The sequence below is a fragment of the Actinomycetaceae bacterium MB13-C1-2 genome (genome assembly GCA_035621235.1).
Taxonomy (GTDB): domain Bacteria; phylum Actinomycetota; class Actinomycetes; order Actinomycetales; family Actinomycetaceae; genus Scrofimicrobium.
In genome coordinates this window covers 249,538-267,410 of the sequence record CP141731.1, presented here as the reverse complement: position 1 = coordinate 267,410, position 17,873 = coordinate 249,538, and the positions used below count along the sequence as shown (strand labels likewise).

The window sequence follows — 17,873 nt, the reverse complement described above, 5'->3', positions numbered from 1 at the left end:
TGAACTTAGGGGCTCCGACGGTAACTTCTCGCCATAGGCGCACCCGCTCTAGTGGATTTTGCGGCGCAGAGTCAGACCGCGCGGCACTTCCTCAAAGCCTCCTTGGGTAAGACTGTTCGCCCAAACTGACCCTCGAACTGGTTTGCCATTGAGCTTCTCCACGGTGAAGGTGGCGAGGCCGGCGCGACGCACAGTTTCGACCAGTGAGCGAACGGCTACCTCGCGCCGCGACTCATCAGCATCCTCGCGTGCGAGCACGGTCTTTCCCCCGCGCTCGATGTACAGGAGTGCGTCTCCGCCCACCAGCGTCACGAGGGCGCCAGCATTCCTCTTCCCCACTAGGCCCTCGGGCCAGGGGAGTGCGGCACCGTAGGGATTTGCGGGATCGGTCGCGGCGAGAGTCCACGCCGGTTCCTCGCCTACCGACTTCTGTGCATTGTCGCCTATCTCCCTAAGTCGGTCGACAGCTCCGGGAACTGCAAACTGTGCCCCTCCAAGTCCCTCGATGAAGTACCCACGCTTGCATGATCCAGATACCTCGAAGTCGGAGTAGAAACGATATGCCTGGGCGAAACCGCCCGGAAAGTCCTCGGCCACGACACTGCCTCTGGTCACAACTCCGTATCGCTCAAGCATCTCCACGGCCTGGAGAGTAGCGGCGGCGTCTGTTGTGAGCTGGTGTGTGTCAACTGCGGTATCGGCGTGCGAGCGCGGAGTCCCGGTTTTTTGGAGCGAGGGTCGAGTATCAGGTCGCGTGGATGAGGACAAGGCCCTGAGGTCAGCGGATTTAGCGTAACTTTCTGTCGTAGGGGATGCCGGGACCGGTTGGACTAGGGACCAGCGCCCGACGAGCGTCGGATCGGGAACGACCCCCCGACCCAACGACAAACCGGTCATCCCCCGGCGGGTTAGCGATCTGCCACGTAACCTGGTCTGCGCGGTCTTCTGTGCGCTCCTTTTGCCGCTGACTCGTGCGCGCAGAGCCTGAACCGAGTCCGATGTAACCAGTCCCATCCACGCGAGTGTCCAAATTGCCTCCGCCAGTTCGACTCCCGAAATGTGTAATCCCCGAGTTACCAAGCCATCAATGATCGCCCCGGCAAAGAGGGCGCCCCGGTTTCCTAACTCGTCCAATACAGCGCTCTCAAGATCGCTGAGGGAAACCTCTGACTTTACATCTACTGTCGGGGCAGTCCCGGTCGGCAAAAACTTGATCCACCCGTCACGATTTCCAATTCTCCCCGCTCCAATCCACATGAACTCACCGCCACTAACAAGGCTGTCTAGGGCGCGGGCGTCATAGTCGAGGATTCGGTTTGGGAGCACCAATGTTTCCCAGGCCGAAGCGGGGATCGGCAGTCCCGAAAGCTGATCGAGAACCGAGTAGAGACCTTCCGACCCGCGAAGCGAGCGGCCCGACTTCCCTGTGTCATAGTGCTGCCACTCAGCGAGGAATTCAGCGAAGCTGGTCTGCCCGACCGGCTCAACCGCACCGCGCAATAGCGCGAGCGAACGCACACGAATCCGGTCCAGCACTGTACGTTCTACCCACTGTGAGTGATCCGCATCTAGACCCCGATCATCAGCCAGCTCAGCGGGAAGGAACAGCCCGGGCGAGAGTAAGCCTCGTGCCTCCAGATCGCGCAGTGCGGCATGTACGGTCGTAGGAGCTAGAGCGAAGCGCGACGCCACCTCCTCTTCTGTAAACGGTCCGTGAGTGCGCGCGTATCTGGCGAGTAGCTGGTGTGCGGGGTCTTCGCTCGGCTCAAGGAATGAGGAGGGGAGACCCGGAGGCAGTGGAACGCCGGACGCCTGGACCAGAATTCCTGCGTCCTCGACAGCCGCCACGTAATCGGTGCCGCCAATTCTTGCCATGAACACCTGTTTGTTTAGGGAGGCACGCTCGACGGTCTGTTTGACAATTTGGGACTCGTCCTCCAGTTCAGTTGCGTTATCGGCACTCAGTCGGTTTGCTATTTCACTCACGGTGAGCGGGCCCAACATGCGGACCAGATCAACTAGACCGCCCGTTCCGCGGAACTGCCAGCCATCTCTGGTTCGCTGTAGTTCGGACTCCACCTCGGTGATCGCGTCCGCCTCAAGCAAGTCACGAAGCGGCACCTCACCCAATAGCTCCCGAAGGACTTCGGGGTCCACTGTTAGCGCTGCGATGCGGCGTTCCCCGGCCGGGGCATCCCCCTCGTACAGGAACTCGCCGACGTAGCCAAACAAAAGAGAGCGTGCGAAGGGGGAGGGGGTTTCCGTGACGACCTCGGTCAGCCGAGCCCGCCGCGTTGTTAGGTCGTGCATCAGGGTTCCAAGGGCCCCGGTGTCGTAGACATCTTGAAGGACCTCGCGTACGGCCTCAAGAATCATTGGAAAGTCGGGGTAGCGCGACGCGACTTCAAGTAGCTCGGAAGCGCGTAGGCGTTGTTGCCACAGCGGCGAGCGTTTTCCTGGTTTTGAGTTTCCGAGAATTAGGGCTCGTGAGGATGCTTCACGAAACCGTGCAGCGAACACGGCCGAGCCCTGAATCTCATCGCGCACAATCCGCGTGATCTCATCTGGTTCGAACAGGAAAATGTCTTCTGCCGAAGGGACATCAGAAGGGGTGTTTTCCAGACCTAGATCATCTTCCGAGTACAACCCAAGATCCATGTCGGGAACCCGAACGATTATCCCGTCGTTGCTGGGCGTCGCCTTTGTCTCGAGGCCCCAACGATCTCGCAGGCGAGCATTGATTGCCAAAGCCCATGGGGAGTGAACCGCGAGACCCAACGGGGACTCGAGCACGTACAGCCAATCGCCGACTTCATCGCGCGTTTTCTCAACGACTAAGGAGTCTGCCGTGGGAACCTGTCCCGTCTGCGCAACCTGCTCAGAGAGGTAGGTGAGAGTGTTATCAATGGCGAACGAGTCAAATCCAGCTTCCGCGAGGTACCCCTCGGCCCCGGATCGCTCGCTTTCGGTGAGGAGCTTTCCCGTCTCTCCCAAAGCGCGGCCTAGATCTACTGGGCGGCTCATAGAGTCACCGCGCCAAAACGGGGTCTTTGCAATGGTGCCAAATGCAGGTTCTACCTCAACCGAGTCCCTATTGATATTCCGAACCCTCCAGGAGGTGGTGCCCAGACTAAAGACTTCACCCACCCGGGTTTCGTGCACCATTTCCTCGTCGAGTTCGCCAACGCGGGTGTGACCGTCTTCCTCGTTCCCCGTCACCACCCGGTACAGTCCACGATCCGGAATAGTGCCGCCACCGGTCACCGCGAGTCGTTTCGCCCCCGGTCTCGCGCTCAGGGTTCCCACAGCGCGATCCCAGTCCACGCGTGCGCGGAGCGAAGCGAACTCGGTCGAGGGGAACTTTCCAGAAATGAGGTCCAGCACCGATCCGTAGGCGGACTTAGGCAGGTCCCGAAATGGGGCTGCTCTTCGAGCCGTCTCGAACCACTTCTCGACCTCAAGGGGGCCCACGGCTGCCTGTGCGATTGTCTGTTGCGCAAGAACGTCAAGTGGGTTGGACAAGACGCTAAGTGGCTCTATCTGTGTTTGGCTCATCCGTCTGGAAATCACGGCGGTTTCAAGCAGCTTCGATCTGTGCGTCGGATAGAAAACCGCTCGGGAAGTGCCACCAACCTGGTGGCCGGACCGTCCGAGTCGCTGCAGGCCGGAGGAAACAGAAGGGGGCGGATCGATCTGAACCACCAAATCCACTTCCCCCATGTCGATGCCCAGCTCAAGTGAGCCGGTGGCGACAACGCAGCGTAGAACGCCTGATTTCAGGTCCTCCTCAACCTGGGCCCTGATCTCTTTTGACACCGATCCATGGTGAGCTCGTGCCAAAACAGGAGAGTCAGCATCTTGCGTTCGTTCTTCATGGATTTGGTTAAGTCGGGCTGTCAGTCTCTCGGCCAGTCTTCTTGAGTTAGCAAAGACGATGGTGGAACGAGAGTCCATGATCCGCTCATAAAGTGACTGCTCGATTGACGGCCACATCGACCCGAGCCGGTGCTCCTTTATGGGTTCGCCAGCATTGATAACCTCGGGTTCAATCACGGGCGGATTCGACATGTCCGGGACCGGGACCTCAACCGTGATGTCGAACTTTCGACTTGCCCGAGGGTGGACGATCTCGACAGGCTGGGCCCCGCCGAGGAATCGAGCAACTTCTAGCACCGGCTCAACTGTTGCAGACAGCCCAATCCGCTGCGCAGGCTTCTCAAGTAGCATGTCGAGCCGTTCCAGCGATAGGGCAAGGTGTGCGCCGCGCTTGTTGCCTGCAAGGGCATGGACTTCATCAAGGATTACCGTGTCAATACTCTTGAGAGTCTCGGCTCCCGCACTCGTGAGTAGCAAATAGAGCGATTCAGGTGTCGTTATCAGGATGTCCGGGGGATTGCTGATTAGACGCCTGCGTTCCGATGCGGTGGTGTCGCCCGAACGCACTCCAACGGAAATATCAGGAGCCTCTAGTCCCGCCGCCACGCTCGCCTCCCTTATCCCGGCGAGGGGCGCCCGCAGGTTGCGCTCAACATCAACTCCGAGTGCTTTGAGCGGAGAGATATACAGGATCCGAACCCCGTCGCGCTCGGACTCCCCGCTCGCGGTGGCTCTCTGTTTCGCTAAAGAGTCGATTGCCCACATGAATGCGGCGAGTGTCTTGCCCGATCCTGTGGGGGCGATGACTAGAGCATTCGATCGGGAACGGATCGCTTTCCACGCCTCACGCTGGACCTCTGTTGGCTGTGCGAAGGCACCCCGGAACCAGGCGCGTGCCGGAGCCGAGAATCCCGATAGCGGGTCTTCGTGAACTACAGAAGTCATAACGGCACTGTAGCTGGCCGCCCCGACAGAATACGAGGTGTGAGATCGGACTTTCTGATACCAACCACTCGCTTCGGCTCATAGCTTGGCGCTGCGCGTTCTGCCCGCGAACCGACTACCGTTCAAGCATGCCAGAGGGAGATTCCGCCTACCGCGTTGCGGCGCAGCTAGATCGTGCGTTGTCGGGACGAATCCTTACACAATTTCAGATTCGTACGGGAGCACTGGCTCGGGCAAATCTTTCGGGAGAAACCGTTCAAAATGCGGAGGCTTTCGGGAAACACATCATTGTCCGCATCGGTGAGTACTCCCTTCATTCTCACATGCTCATGGACGGGACATGGCACCTGTACCTTCCCGGCACCAGATGGCGCAGACCTGCACACCAGGCTCGTCTGGTTCTGGGCAATGATCAGGCGCAGGCTGTCGGATTCTTGGTCGGGAAAATCCGGCTAGTTCGAACCGATCAAGAGTCGAAACTGATAGGCCACCTGGGTCCCGATCCACTCAAACCTGAGTGGGACAACGGCGGCCTTGAGACGGCGGCGCTAAACCTCGCCGCAGATCATCGGTCGATTCATGTCGCTTTGCTAGACCAGTCGAACGTGGCCGGCTTTGGGAATGAGTACGCCAACGAGATTTGCTTCCTGGCGGGAATCAACCCTGCAGCGCCCGCCGTACAGGTGGACGTGCACCGCTGTCTAGTGATGGGAACCCGTCTGATTCGTGCCAATTTGGGACGAGTTGAGAGGACCACAACAGGTGATACCCGTCCCGGAAAGCGGCTGTACGTCTATGGCCGGGCCGGGCAACCCTGCCGTCGTTGTGCCGAAACAATCAGGTTCACCAGACGGGGCGCAACACCCTCTTCTATGCGACACGTGTACTGGTGTCCGAACTGTCAACCGGTGGAGATGAACCACGACCTGCGTTAACAACGGCACGCCGCGGCAGAACAGCTTCCCCCTATCGCTAGTCTGTTCTTGTGGTGTCAGGTTTCTTCTCACGTAAGCGCTCCGAGCGGTCCCATCCTTCGGAGATAGCAGACGACCCCCTGGTGGGGTCGCGACCTCCCGCCCCCGAAGCCGACAGTGAGGCTGGGGATACGGTTCAAGAGGAGGCACCTGATTCGAACGACAGGACTGCGACGGAGAGCGCTGAGGAAGCGCCTCAGGTAGACCCGGCGACAATTCTTGACGGAGCCTCGGCTAAGTGGCGTTCGATGTCCGCCGAACGACTGGGGCAGGACGGACAGCGTTTCCGCGAGCTTCGAGTAAACCTTGACGACGCTCATCCGGGAGGATTAGCGCAGCTTTACGTTGACCATCCGACTCGTCTTGACACCCTGATTCGCGAAGAGTCCGCTTACGAGGAAGCAGCCCGCGAAATCCAAGAACTCTGCGCTCTTGCAGACACTTTGGAACAGCGATACGGTCAGGCCGAAATTCACCTTGCCATTGGCGTCGCCTCTTGGGAAGGCTCAGGAATCGAAGACGTTCCCGTGCTGATGCGTCGCGCGCGTATCGCTCACGACTCTAGCGGCGAGGTTACGATTCAACTTCAGCCGGGTGTCGAGGTTAGTACCCGCCTGCTCCGAGCCATCGCAAACGCGGGGAGTCCGGTTGATACGGTCGAACTTGGCCGCGCAATGCGGGGTCCTGACGGCTTCGTTCCGCGCTCAGCCCTGACAATCGTACGCAACACTGGAATGGCGCTTCCCGGATTTGAACTAAAGGACTCGCTGGTTCTGGGTATCTTCACCCATCCCGCAGGGCAACTTTACCGCGAACTGGCTCCATCAATCGGGCCGGACGCGGAACCAGTGGTTCGGGCTTATGCTGGTGACCCGCAGGCGCGCGAACTCTTTTCGATTCCGCCCGTGAAACCCAACCCGTTTGACCGTGATCCGTGGAAAGAGCTGGGTGTCGGCGATCAGGACCCGCAAACACAGGACGTTATTGAGGCGGTTGCAGAGGGACACTCAGCTGTGCTTCCGGCACGTAGCCCTGGCCAAGCTCCGCGTCTGACAGCATCGGTCGCTGCCGCCCTGGTGGAGGTCGGCAGAAAAGTCCTTATTGTTCTTAACCGAGAAGACGAACACGATCAACTCATCCGGGCGCTGAAAGAGAGCGGTGTGGGCCCGATCGTCGCCGACCTCACCCCTCTGGGCGACCAGAAGCTCGTCGAAGGTCGACTTATTGACCTGCTTGCCGTGCCCGGTCCTCCTCCTGAGAACGCGCAGATCGCCAGTATGCGCCGCAACCTCACGGCGGCGCGTGAGGCACTTGGTGCCTACACGGAGCTTTTGCACACAGAGCTAAGTCCGTGGGGAGTCTCCCCCTACGACGCACTCCAGGTTCTAACGGACCTTACCTCTTTGGCAGATCCGCCAAAGACCAGGGTTCGGTTGCCTCTTTCCTCTCTGGTTTCACTCGCCTCGGACGGTGGTGAATCAGGGGGTGAACTCCTTGAGCGTGCCTCAAATCTCGGTCTCTTCAACCCGGACTCCAGCTACGGAGCTTGGCAGGGTGTGGCGATTGAGAACTCTGAGGATGTTGGTCCGATCATCGGATCAATCGGCCGTCTGGTGGACGACTTGCTCCCGGCTCTCCGCATGCAGATGAGCACCACTGCTGCACAGTTCTCTCTAGCGCCATCCGTAACGCTCAGTCAGTGGGAATCACAACTAGATGTTCTTGCCCGAGTTCGCGACTGCCTCGACGTCTTCCGCCCCGATGTGTTGGAACGGTCACCAGCTAACATGGTGGTCGCGACGGCGCCGAAACAGTGGCGCAAGGATCGCAGCATCAGGCTCAAGGGATCTGAACTACGCAGCCTTCAGCACCAGGCAAGAGACTCGGTTCGCACAGGCGTGCATGTCGAAGACCTACACGCAGCCCTCATTGACGCCCAAGAGGTCCGGCAACAGTGGAAGCAGATTTCTTCCGACCCGGATTCCGTTCCCACAGTCCCGAACCAGCTTCAAGATCTCCTGGACACCTATCGCGCAGTTCAGGACGAACTTGCGGTGATTAGGCCGGTACTGGAACCGGTATACGGTGCCTTTGACTCGCTTTCGATCGACGAGCTTTCGGGCGTTCTCGAAGCGCTCTATCGCGATCCGGAAGGAGCGGCACAGATCCCGGAGTTACTGCAGGTGCTGGACAAACTCGACTCGCTTGGGCTGAGAGATTTGGTCGTTGATCTGCGTGAAAGGGGCATCGACGGGAGTGCCTTGAGCCTTGAACTCGACCTGGCATGGTGGGCTTCCGCACTCGGATTCATGCTGGCCGAGGAGCCTCGACTGGGTGGGTTCGACCCCGAGGGCCTTGAGGCATTGCTTGGAACTGCGAGGGACCTAGATCAGGACCAGGTTGCCTCCCTCGGCCCAGCTTTGGTTGATCACGCACTGTCCCGCGCCTTCGAGGCGCAGGAACTGTACCCGGATCAGAAGCGCGGACTGCGAGCAGGTCTGTGGAATCACACGGACGTGGAGTCTCTGTTTGCGACCGTCAACCTCGCATCGGACCTTCAGCCGATTGTCGTTGCCGGACCCGCGCAGGTACCGAATCTGATAAAGCGCGGACGGAGGATTGACTCGATAATTCTTCTTGACCTTGAGGGCCTCACCGAGGGGGAGGTAGTTCCGCTACTGGCGCGCGGCGATCAAGTCATCGCCATCCAGGATCCTGTGCGTGCCCTGAACTCCCAGCTACTGACCACAATCAGCGGCGCACTTCCGACGCTGGAGGTCCCCGGAGAGCAGATCCCGGTTGGCAACATGGTTTCCGAGGTGATCGGTCGCCACATGGGTAGCGATTCGCTGGTTGCGGTCCCATCTCCGCGCGCCGCGGAACCATTCACTTTCCTCTATGTTGACGGGCGAGGAATGCCCGCGCCGGGCGTTCACGCAATCGAGACATCGTCGACCGAGGTTGAGGCCGTTGCTGACCTGATAGAAGAACAGCTGAGAGTTCATCCCGAAGAGCGTCCAACTGTGGTCGTCTTCAGCGACCGTCACGCGGCGCGGATCGCCACCGAACTTCGGTCACGTAGTAAGACGAACACGGCCCTGGCCAAATATCGCAGTGGTGATGAAGACTTCAGGAACATCATTGTCTTCCCTGTAGAACTGGCCTCGCGCGAGAGCGATAGGACAATCGTCTCGGTCGGGTTCGCCAAGACCCCGCACGGCAGGGTTATTCATGACTTTGGGATTCTCTCGACCGCCGACGGTCTTCGAACTATGGAGGATCTATCCCTCGGACTGCGTGGTGACGTGAAGCTCGTGTCGTCGATCCAAGCCGATGAGTTGGATAGGACCAGGCTTAAGAAGGACGGCGAGATCATCCTGTTCAACCTGCTGCACGCCGCGGAGTTCGGTACTGCAGACCAGCCGGAGGTAGAAGGGGATGAACCAGAGTCTCCGCCGGAGTTGCTTACGGATCTGGCTGAACGGCTTCACCGGGTTGGACTGCGGGTCGTTCCGAACTACGGCTCCGATGGTGGGATGAGGATTCCTATGGCCATCGGTCATCCGGAGGTTCCGGATGAGCTACTGGTCGCTGTTCTTACCGATGATGATGCCTATATTGGCGAGCCATCCCTCAGGGTTCGTGGTCGGCACTGGCCCAGAATGCTTGAAGCGCAGGGGTGGAAAGTCTATACGGCGCTTTCGATGGCGGTTTTCATTGATCCGAACCGGATTGCTGATGAAATAGTGCAGCTGACACTGGACGCGGTCGATGAGTATTACGCCAGAATCGGGGAGCCACAAACTCCGGCCGCGGCGGCGGCGTTAGGAGTCGTACTGCCCGGCATGGAGACTTTGGGCGCGACGACAGACGAGGCGAACTCGGGGGCAGATGCGGTTGACGATCTTGTCAGCGAGCTTGAGGTTACCGGGGCGCTCCAGGTAATTCAGCCGGAGCTATTGGGTGGGGACTTTGGTAAACACGGCTCTCGGGGGCCGGGAGCTCAGAGCTTCTCTGCTGTAGCGGAAACCCGGTTACGCGGTCCTCGTCCCCCCTATGCGAGCGGGTTACCCCTTGCGGCATACAGCGATGAGCAACTTGATGAGATGGCTGCGTGGATCATCGACGACGGCACTTTGCGTACAGACGAGCAACTGATGGAAGCACTTCGTGAGGAACTGGACATAACCCGCCACGGAGCCCAAACGGATGCTGTGCTACGCAATGTTGCCAGGCGTGCTCTGGACCAGAAGTGAGCAAGAACGATCCCGATTCGGTTCTGGGTCGCGAGCCAGATTTGGATTGGAATCCGATCGTGGATGGCGCCTCTGTTGCTGACTCCGGCGGTGTTTCGGGTTCAGACCTGGCTCCGAACCCTCACAGGGCATCCGATCCGAAGAGCGACAGGCCACGAACTAAGCATCGCGCTGTGGTACGGCTGAGCCGGGTTGATCGATTGAGGCTTGAGGCAGGCGAAATTGAAGATCCCTATCAGGCGGTGGGTAAGCCTGAGCCATCGAGCCAGACGGATAGTGATGCCTCTCAGCCGCGAGACAAGACGGAGAAGGGTCGCGACGCCTGGCTTCGCCAGAACGTTCCGCCGCACTGGTGATCGGGTACCCGTCAGGGTCCGACAACTTTGGTGCCTAGCTCGCCCTGGCACCCTTGCCTGCCGCTCACGAGCGCCACGAGTTCTGACACACACGAACTTTAGTTGGGTACCCGTCAGGGTCCGGCAACTACGATGTGCAGTCCGGACTGGGTGCTAGCGCAAAGCACCTGAGCGACTTCTGAACTTGCCATCAAGAAACTGACTCTGGCGTCTGCGTCGCCCTGAAAGGCAGCGCTGGCCACCTCGTTTACCTGTTCGACTACTGCGTCCGAAGCTAGCTTTTCAATCGGGGAGTCAGGAGCAAGACAGGCGTCCGAAGAACCCCAAATCTGAACAACCTCGCCCGTCTTCAATCCATCGGAGTCGGCCGGCAGATCGAGCACGACTCTCGATCGTCCCGGAGGCACACCCGAGGTGTTGTCTGTGAAGTCCCTAAGCAACAGAACTTCCCCTCGCGCCACGTCTCGGCGGATATCCTCCCCATCTGTCTGCGCGAAGCTACTCACGGCTTCGTCGGGGACCGCAGTTTTCGGAAGAAGGAAGACAGAAGCTGTCTTGTTCGTTACGGGTTCTCCCGCCCGGAGATCGGTCAGAGCAACTAGCGCAGGGACCCCGCTTGGAGTTGGTCTCAGCGCGAGGACAGCAAAGGTGGCGATGGCCATCACCAACACTGCCGTTATGACAGGTATCAGATGGCGTCGTATACGCCGCCCTGTCTCCTTAGCCCTCTTTGCGTTTCTCATAAGCCAACCATGGGGGCTAACGCTCTTCGCCGCATCGACCATGGTCGGAACCTGTGTAGTGCTCCCAGGCGGTGCTTTGTTAGCAACCGCCACAAACCCGTCGGGGCGGTAGTGATTTCCGACGCTCAATGGTTGGCAGCTTTGGGGCTGAATCTAGCCGACGTCCTAGTGATTTGTTTGCTTGATGTTCAATGATTGCAGCTCTTGTGAGCAGTTCTCATGAGCGTTGTGCTCACCCGTTACGAAGTCCTATAAAGGCCTTCTGGTGTCGCCACATAATCGACTTTTCGATCATGGGAGGTAAAGGGAATTTGGCCGCTTTTATGGAACTCGTCTGCAAAGCAGATGCCGACGAGCAGAGGAACTTGATCCTGTTGGGACTCAATGGCCTCCATAGCACGGTCGTACCATCCCTTCCCCCGGCCCAGTCGCGTTCCAGAGGCATCCAGGGCCAACGCAGGCAGTATGACAACGTCGATTGGACCGCTACGTGAACCCCGCAGTGGAAGGAAGGGCGGAACCTCGGAAAGACCGTCGAAATCAAGGTTTGGCGCAACCACGCTCACCCCGCGCTCCACAAGCTGATCGGTAAAGCGGGATACATCCGGCTCGGATGAGTAGGGGAAGTAGGTGGCGACTATGGAATCGGAACCGATTGGGATCTGAGGATCACTCAGGACACTCTTCAACTGCTTCGCACTGTCTGTTCGCCGGTCAGGGTCCAGCGCTTGAAGTCGGGTACGTCGCTTAGTCAGGCAGACTCTGCGCCAATTGCGCTTCTGTCGGTCCAGGTTCTCTTCGAGTTGCCTCAATCGCTAACCTCCTAAATCACGTCTCGCCTCCCTCAACCTCTGCATCCGGAGTGAGAGACTAAACTTATGCATTCTGTTGCCCAGTTCTACCAGGATTGCCTCAGCGTCGCCCAGCAGCAACCTCCACTGGATATGTTGTTGGCCGATGCGATGGGCTGCATCCTCGCCGAAGACGTAGTAGCTCCGTTCAACCACCCGATTGTTAATGTCGCGGCATGTGACGGCTACGCGGTTGTCGCTTCCGACATCGCTTCGGCTGCGGCCAGCCCGGTATCCTTGCGCGTCACTGCAGAAGTTGCTTCCGGCTCGACCCAGGCACTTGAGCTGACTCCTGGCACCGCAGTCCGAATCGGCTCCGGCGCTCCGCTCCCCTCGGGTGCAGATGTGGTGATTCCACTGGCCCTGGCTGATCTCAAAGAGACAGTGGTCGTGATCAGTAGGCCCTGGGCACTCGGCACTAATGTTCGGTCGAAGGCCGAGGACTTCGTGGCGGGCGAACCGGTTCTGCGTGCCGGAACCCGTTTGGGTCCCGTGCAGATCGCCGCGCTCGCGGCGGTCGGTCGGGCTCGTGTAGTCGTTCACCCCAATCCTCGCGTCGTTATCCTCTCCATTGGTGATGAACTGGTGGAACCGGGGGTTCCTCCGCATCCCGGCACCGTCTTCGATACCAATGGTCATATGCTCGCCGCGGCTGCGAACGAGGTTGGGGTTGAGACCTACCGGGTTGCCGCCGTCCCAGACGATGCCCAGCGCCTTAAGAATCTGATTGAAGATCAACTGATGCGTGCAGATCTGATCATCACAACTGGTGGCCTGTCGTTTGGTTCGGGGGACACCGTGCGCCAGGTGTTAGAAGAACTGGGCGATGTCGCCTTTGAGCGGGTTGCGATTAGGCCCGGAAACATGCTCGGGGTTGGAACCGTGGGCGAGGAGTTCGGCAGGGCGGTGCCCGTCTACTGTCTTCCAGGAGACCCGGTAGCGGCTCAGGTTTGTTTCGAGGTGTTTGTTCGCCCGGCACTACGAAAGATGCAGGGGTGGACCAAGCTAAACCGTGCCGCTGTCCGAGGAGTGGTGGACCGCTCGTTTGCCTCGCCTGCCGGAATACGCGAGTTCATCAGGGTACGACTTACCGGCTCACCGCGGGAAGGATATACCGCCACGGTGGTGGGCGAACCCGAAGCACTCTGGCTCTCCGCCCTCGCCACCTCGAACGCGTTGGCCGTGATTCCTGAAGAGGTCGAAGAAGTGAGTGCGGGAGATCAGGTGACCTGCCTGCTCCTGGAGCAGTAGTCATGGGAGCTTTCGGTCTTTCCTCAAGGTCGCGGGTCTGGGGTGTTCCCGCTGGAAACCTAGTACGAGAATATCGGGCGGCAGACCTCGCGGAGTTGCTCCGGCCAGAAAGCTCAGCGCAAGAGGTTATTGTGCGACCGGCGATGGGGTCAGACGCTCTGAAGATCGAATCGGTGCGACGGGCAAACCGCGACTGGCTTGAACCCTGGGAGGCGACAATTGCCCCGGGCAGCAATAGCTTGCCTCCAACCTGGGGAGAGTATTCCAGACGCATGAACCGATCCATGAAAGAGGGGACCGGCCTGCTGATCGCCGTTGTCGTTGACGGGGACGTGGCAGGGTGTGTGACGCTCGGTGCCGTGGAGCGTGGGTCCATGAGTCAGGGAACTCTGGGCTACTGGATTGGTCAGCGTTGGGCTGGCCAGGGGGTAACCGCGCTGGCCGCAGCTACGGTCATCGACATGGTGATTCTTGAGTTGGGACTGCACCGGATAGAGATTAACGTCCGTCCAGAGAACAATCCCAGCCTCGGGGTGTGCAGGCGGATCGGAGTCCGCCAAGAAGCGTATAAACCACGCTTCATGAGTATCGCTGGACAGTGGGCCGATCACATCGGATTTGGTGTGGATCGCGAAGACCTACAGCGGCAAACCATGATTCAAGCACTTCGCGAGTCCCGATATGAGACTTCCACGCCGATAGTTTGAAAACACGCGGAGTGGCATGCCCAACTGGCGGGGCAACACCCATAGGTTTGGGTTGTGGAGCTTACCGGTCTGATACTCGCGTTGATCGCAACACTGTTTGTCGGCTACGCGGTGCCGATCTGGTCGAAGCGCAGATATGCGCTCGCAACTTCACGCAAGGATGATCGCTTCTCAGAGAATCTGACATTGTTGGAGACCTCGCCGGAGCGGGCTGAGTCAGACTTCGGCCCCTCGTCGAGGCCGATTCTGCGGGGTGTGAGTTCGTCGATGGCTCGGGGAGGAAATGCAATGAGCGAAGAGAACGTGGGAAAGTCGGCTAACTCGACCCGTACCCGCTCGGCCGCATCTTCTATGGATGTGCGCGCGGCACAGGAGTACTCTGCTCTGCGAGCGCGCCGCGCGGCCCACCTGTCCAGAGAGAAGGTCGCAGCAAAGCGTCGACTGGTGACCGCAGGCGCTGGTGTGGTTGTTGCGATCGTCTTTGCCGCACTGGCTGCGGCCGGCTTGATTGGCTGGCTGTGGATGCTTGTTCCGGCCGGTTTCCTCCTGGCGACGCTGGCTGCATCCGCCGTTGCAGGGGAGCGAACCAAGAAGCAGATCGACGCGGACAACAATCGGATCGCTGAATTGCGCACGGCGATGCGTCGCTCCGATCTTGGATCCCGCCCCGCAACAAGTGCGCCCAGGGTTGCGGCCGCACCCGAGCGGGTGTCGCGGACCAGCGAGTCAGTGGAGGAGAACCCGGCGTCAGGTTCTACAAACATTCCGCAGTCCGTTTCGACACCATCGGTGATGAGGGACGCTGTGGAGACCGCTGAACAGCACGAGGAACAGCATTCGTCTTCCGCGCGCCGAGTAAGCGGGGGAGAGTGGGACTTCGTTCCGCTTCCAGCCCCGAGCTATTCACGCAAGGGAAAGATCGTTCGCCGCGTAGTTCACCCGGACACGGACATTGTGAGCGTGCAGCCGTTGTCTTCGATAGTGGTTCCGGGACGACCCACAAGGGCTACTGTGCCGATGGCTGAGGAAGTCGTGGACACGTCGACGGCTTCGAACCCGACGTTCAAGTTCGACCTGGACGCTGTACTAGACCAGCGCCGCGCTCAGTAGCTGAGGGGAACAAAGCAACTGAGCCGAGTAAGGCGTTCGCGACACATCAACTGAATCGGGCGAGGCATCTGCGTGGCGATCAACGGTGGAGCCGAATAAGGTGGGTGCGTCGCAGATTCAAACTCGGATTCGCTGACTGGCGCATACACGAGCTCGGTTATCCAGTGAACCAAATATCACTGGTTCTAGGTTCACTGTGTGTGGTCTTCGGTGCTAAGCTTCTTAGCGCAGTAAGGGGCTATGGCGCAGTTGGTAGCGCGCTTCGTTCGCAATGAAGAGGTCCGGGGTTCGAATCCCCGTAGCTCCACCACTGGCAGACCCTTTGGGTGCAAAGGGGTGTCGTTTGGTTCTGTCTCTCGACGAGTCTAGTTTTCCCCACGGTTCTGCGGTTTCACTCTATCCGGACCGCATCGTTGTAACCGCCTGTTGGTGCGTACGGGTGCCCTCGTTGGTCTTTTGCTGTGGCTGACACGGGGATTGACAACATCGCTTCACAAAACGTCTCGAGGAAATGCGGGTTCGTCGCGATTCGGCGCAGTGAAGCACAAGTCTGTTACCGGTGACGCTCAGAATAGGAAGAGGGTGAAGTCATCTGGTTCTCTACCATACGCAGCCATCCTCAACTCGAGAGTGTCAGATGCAGTCATAACCATGCGAACGACCTACGACATACTTCAGATACCCGATGTGATGACCCCATGGACAGAACCGAATCAAACGTTACTAAACATTTACCATTAGATAATGAGCGCTTTACACGAAAGACTGTGGTGGAACGGCTGTCTGCGGGTGGAGGACTTTGCCGTTGATGCGGTCCGCAGCCTTGCTGAAGAGGTCAATGCTAGCTGTCCGTCTCGCTCTGACGCGCCAAGGGTCACGACTGATGAGAGCTTGGTTTTCGGAGCATTTCGGGCTTTTGAGAATCTTCAGGTTGACGGCAAAGGACCACGGGTTTGGTCGCCGATGTCCGGTTTCTTTCAGACCGAGGACGGCTGGGTGAGACTGCACGGCAATTATCTGCATCACCAACAAGCCATCAGTAAAGCGCTGCGGGTTGATGGGTTTGGGGAGCTGAGGATTCGTCTTGCGGAGATGTCGAGTAAATGCATAGAAGATCAGGTTGTCGCGTGCGGCGGAGTCGCAGCTGCTGTCCGGTCAGAGTCGGAGTGGCACGAGCATCCACAGGCTTTTGCCATGCAGGATGTCCCCTGGATCAAGGTTGAGCCTGGTGAAAACCAGCGGCGTCCCCTAGGAGCGGGCTATCTTGAGGGCATCAAAGTTCTTGATCTCTCCCGCGTGATCGCCGGTCCCACATGTACGCAGGTTTTGGGGTGTTTGGGGGCGACTGTGTTGCGGGTTGACGCCCCCGGGCGTCCAGAGATCCTTGAGCAGTACCTGTCGAACGGGATGGGGAAAAGGTCGGCGCTGGCAGATTTCAACCGTGAGCGCATCGTTATCGATGAGTTGGTCAGACAGGCGGATGTGGTCGTGGTCGGGTATAGGCCCGGTTCACTGATCAAGTTCGGCTTGGATCCACAATCGCTTCTGAGTAAGAATCCTGGCCTTGTGGTTGCCAGCCTGTCGGCTTGGGGTGAGCGTGGGCCCTGGGCTGAACGTCGAGGATTTGACTCGATTGTCCAGGCAGCGTGTGGAATCGCGGACTTTTACCGTGACGCTGAGGGGAATCCTGGAGCGTTGCCAGCCCAAGCATTGGATCACGCAACCGGATACCGTATGGCAGCTAGCATCGTCAGACTATTACGAGGGGGATCAACAGGAATCATTCGCGCCAGTCTGCTTGGAGCCGCTCACACACTCCTGACTATGAGAAGAGAAGATCATCGCGCAGTTCAAACTCCTGCCGTCCAGTACTGGCGAACTACCAGCCACGGGAAAGCGCTGAATGCGGTGCCAGTACCGCTTCGTGTCGACGGTGAGGCGCTAGTGGCTCCCATCGGCGACTACGGAAAATCAGCCCTAAGTTTCACAGAGGAGAAGGGCGGTTGGGTGGGATAACGGCGAGATTTTGGGAGATCGATCGGGTGTGATGGTGCAGTTACTGTTGGCGCTGCCAAGGATGCTGAGGTGTCAGCCGTCGAACTGCAAACCTCGCCGCGTCCGGGGGTAATCGAGACGATCAGAACACTAATAACTGAGTAAAATAGCTGCGGCGAGATCCACGACAGGATCGTCTCTACTCAAACGGCGAGGTGCGAAGACGACTATGGCTACCGTAACTGTAAAAAGTATCATTCTTGAGTCCGTTAGGGTTGCCCCGATGGTGGATTTCTGGTCGTCATTGCTCGACGCACCGTCTGGAATCGACCCGGTTTCTGGGTGGGGACAAGTAGTCGCCAACCCCATTTGCATCAGCATAAAGCCGGTTGCTACCGAGGTCCTGCCTGGCCTAGAGAAAGGCTCTCGGGTTCACTTTGACATGCTCGTGGAAGATCTGCCAACAGAGACGAAGCGCGCACTGTCTCTGGGTGCGACCATCAAACGTGGTCCTTTCGGGGACGAAGCAACCGGACAGTTCACGGTGCTTGCTGATGTTGATGGTAACGCCTTTTGCTTCTACACCGATCCCGTTCAACAGCACAGCTCGATCATCGAAGCCATTCGTAATGGCACCATCGGAACAGCTGATTTCTAGAGCACCGCAGCCAGCTCAAGAGAGACCCCTACTTAGCCGTAAGTGATTCGTGAAAGCGCACCAAAACAGCGAAACCCGACGAAATCTCAGTCCTGGGTTTTCACGGGGTAGGCCGAGCAACGCGCCTAACTTCAGCCTGCGCCAACCCGGC

Annotated in this window: 11 protein-coding genes and 1 tRNA gene; 9 read left to right on the top strand and 3 right to left on the bottom strand. The window is 58.9% G+C overall.

The annotated features are described in order from the left end of the window. Window positions 1-48: 48 nt before the first annotated feature. Window positions 49-4,821 (bottom strand): crosslink repair DNA glycosylase YcaQ family protein, encoded by a 4,773-nt coding sequence (locus tag U6G28_01035; protein ID WRS30310.1) that lies wholly within the window; start codon window positions 4,819-4,821, stop codon window positions 49-51. A gap of 128 nt (window positions 4,822-4,949) precedes the next feature. Between U6G28_01035 and U6G28_01030 the strand changes: the two genes are divergently transcribed. The 3 genes from U6G28_01030 to U6G28_01020 are packed head-to-tail and all read left to right on the top strand — an operon-like array spanning window position 4,950 to window position 10,407. Then, entirely contained in the window at window positions 4,950-5,756 is an 807-nt protein-coding gene (locus tag U6G28_01030) for a DNA-formamidopyrimidine glycosylase family protein (GenBank protein ID WRS30309.1), read from the top strand. A gap of 50 nt (window positions 5,757-5,806) precedes the next feature. Next, window positions 5,807-10,051, top strand: coding sequence for a prevent-host-death family protein (locus U6G28_01025; GenBank protein ID WRS30308.1), 4,245 nt, complete (start codon window positions 5,807-5,809; stop codon window positions 10,049-10,051). Beyond that, window positions 10,048-10,407 carry a hypothetical protein gene (locus U6G28_01020; protein WRS30307.1) on the top strand — a complete coding sequence of 120 codons (360 nt, stop codon included), beginning with the start codon at window positions 10,048-10,050 and terminating at the stop codon, window positions 10,405-10,407. Before U6G28_01025 ends, U6G28_01020 begins: the two co-directional genes overlap by 4 nt. A 113-nt stretch (window positions 10,408-10,520) precedes the next feature. Here U6G28_01020 and U6G28_01015 read toward each other — a convergent pair whose 3' ends face one another. After that, a complete protein-coding gene (locus U6G28_01015; protein WRS30306.1) occupies window positions 10,521-11,150 on the bottom strand; it encodes a hypothetical protein in 630 nt (209 codons plus the stop codon). Between the two features lie 239 nt (window positions 11,151-11,389). Next, window positions 11,390-11,962 carry a 5-formyltetrahydrofolate cyclo-ligase gene (locus U6G28_01010; protein ID WRS30305.1) on the bottom strand — a complete coding sequence of 191 codons (573 nt, stop codon included), beginning with the start codon at window positions 11,960-11,962 and terminating at the stop codon, window positions 11,390-11,392. A 66-nt stretch (window positions 11,963-12,028) separates the two neighbouring features. Between U6G28_01010 and glp the strand changes: the two genes are divergently transcribed. The 6 genes from glp (at window position 12,029) to U6G28_00980 (ending at window position 17,722) form a co-directional block, all read left to right on the top strand. Next, entirely contained in the window at window positions 12,029-13,252 is a 1,224-nt protein-coding gene (gene glp / locus U6G28_01005; protein ID WRS30304.1) for a gephyrin-like molybdotransferase Glp, read from the top strand. Between the two features lie 2 nt (window positions 13,253-13,254). Continuing rightward, the gene (locus tag U6G28_01000; protein ID WRS30303.1) at window positions 13,255-13,959 is read left to right on the top strand and encodes a GNAT family N-acetyltransferase; all 705 of its coding nucleotides are present in this window, start codon (window positions 13,255-13,257) and stop codon (window positions 13,957-13,959) included. A 54-nt stretch (window positions 13,960-14,013) separates the two neighbouring features. After that, the gene (locus U6G28_00995; protein WRS30302.1) at window positions 14,014-15,069 is read left to right on the top strand and encodes a hypothetical protein; all 1,056 of its coding nucleotides are present in this window, start codon (window positions 14,014-14,016) and stop codon (window positions 15,067-15,069) included. Window positions 15,070-15,303: 234 nt separating this feature from the next. Next, window positions 15,304-15,379, top strand: a tRNA-Ala gene (locus tag U6G28_00990). Between the two features lie 434 nt (window positions 15,380-15,813). Then, window positions 15,814-17,085 (top strand): CoA transferase, encoded by a 1,272-nt coding sequence (locus tag U6G28_00985; protein ID WRS30301.1) that lies wholly within the window; start codon window positions 15,814-15,816, stop codon window positions 17,083-17,085. A gap of 208 nt (window positions 17,086-17,293) precedes the next feature. After that, window positions 17,294-17,722, top strand: coding sequence for a VOC family protein (locus U6G28_00980; protein WRS30300.1), 429 nt, complete (start codon window positions 17,294-17,296; stop codon window positions 17,720-17,722). Window positions 17,723-17,873: the final 151 nt, after the last annotated feature.

Excerpts from the sequence above, each read along its gene's own strand:
- U6G28_00985 (WRS30301.1), top strand. The coding sequence starts at position 15,814 with ATGAGCGCTTTACACGAAAGACTGTGGTGGAACGGCTGTCTGCGGGTG.
- U6G28_01035 (WRS30310.1), bottom strand. The coding sequence starts at position 4,821 with ATGACTTCTGTAGTTCACGAAGACCCGCTATCGGGATTCTCGGCTCCG.
- U6G28_01000 (WRS30303.1), top strand. The coding sequence starts at position 13,255 with ATGGGAGCTTTCGGTCTTTCCTCAAGGTCGCGGGTCTGGGGTGTTCCC.
- glp (WRS30304.1), top strand. The coding sequence starts at position 12,029 with ATGCATTCTGTTGCCCAGTTCTACCAGGATTGCCTCAGCGTCGCCCAG.
- U6G28_01030 (WRS30309.1), top strand. The coding sequence starts at position 4,950 with ATGCCAGAGGGAGATTCCGCCTACCGCGTTGCGGCGCAGCTAGATCGT.
- U6G28_01015 (WRS30306.1), bottom strand. The coding sequence starts at position 11,150 with ATGAGAAACGCAAAGAGGGCTAAGGAGACAGGGCGGCGTATACGACGC.
- U6G28_00980 (WRS30300.1), top strand. The coding sequence starts at position 17,294 with ATGGCTACCGTAACTGTAAAAAGTATCATTCTTGAGTCCGTTAGGGTT.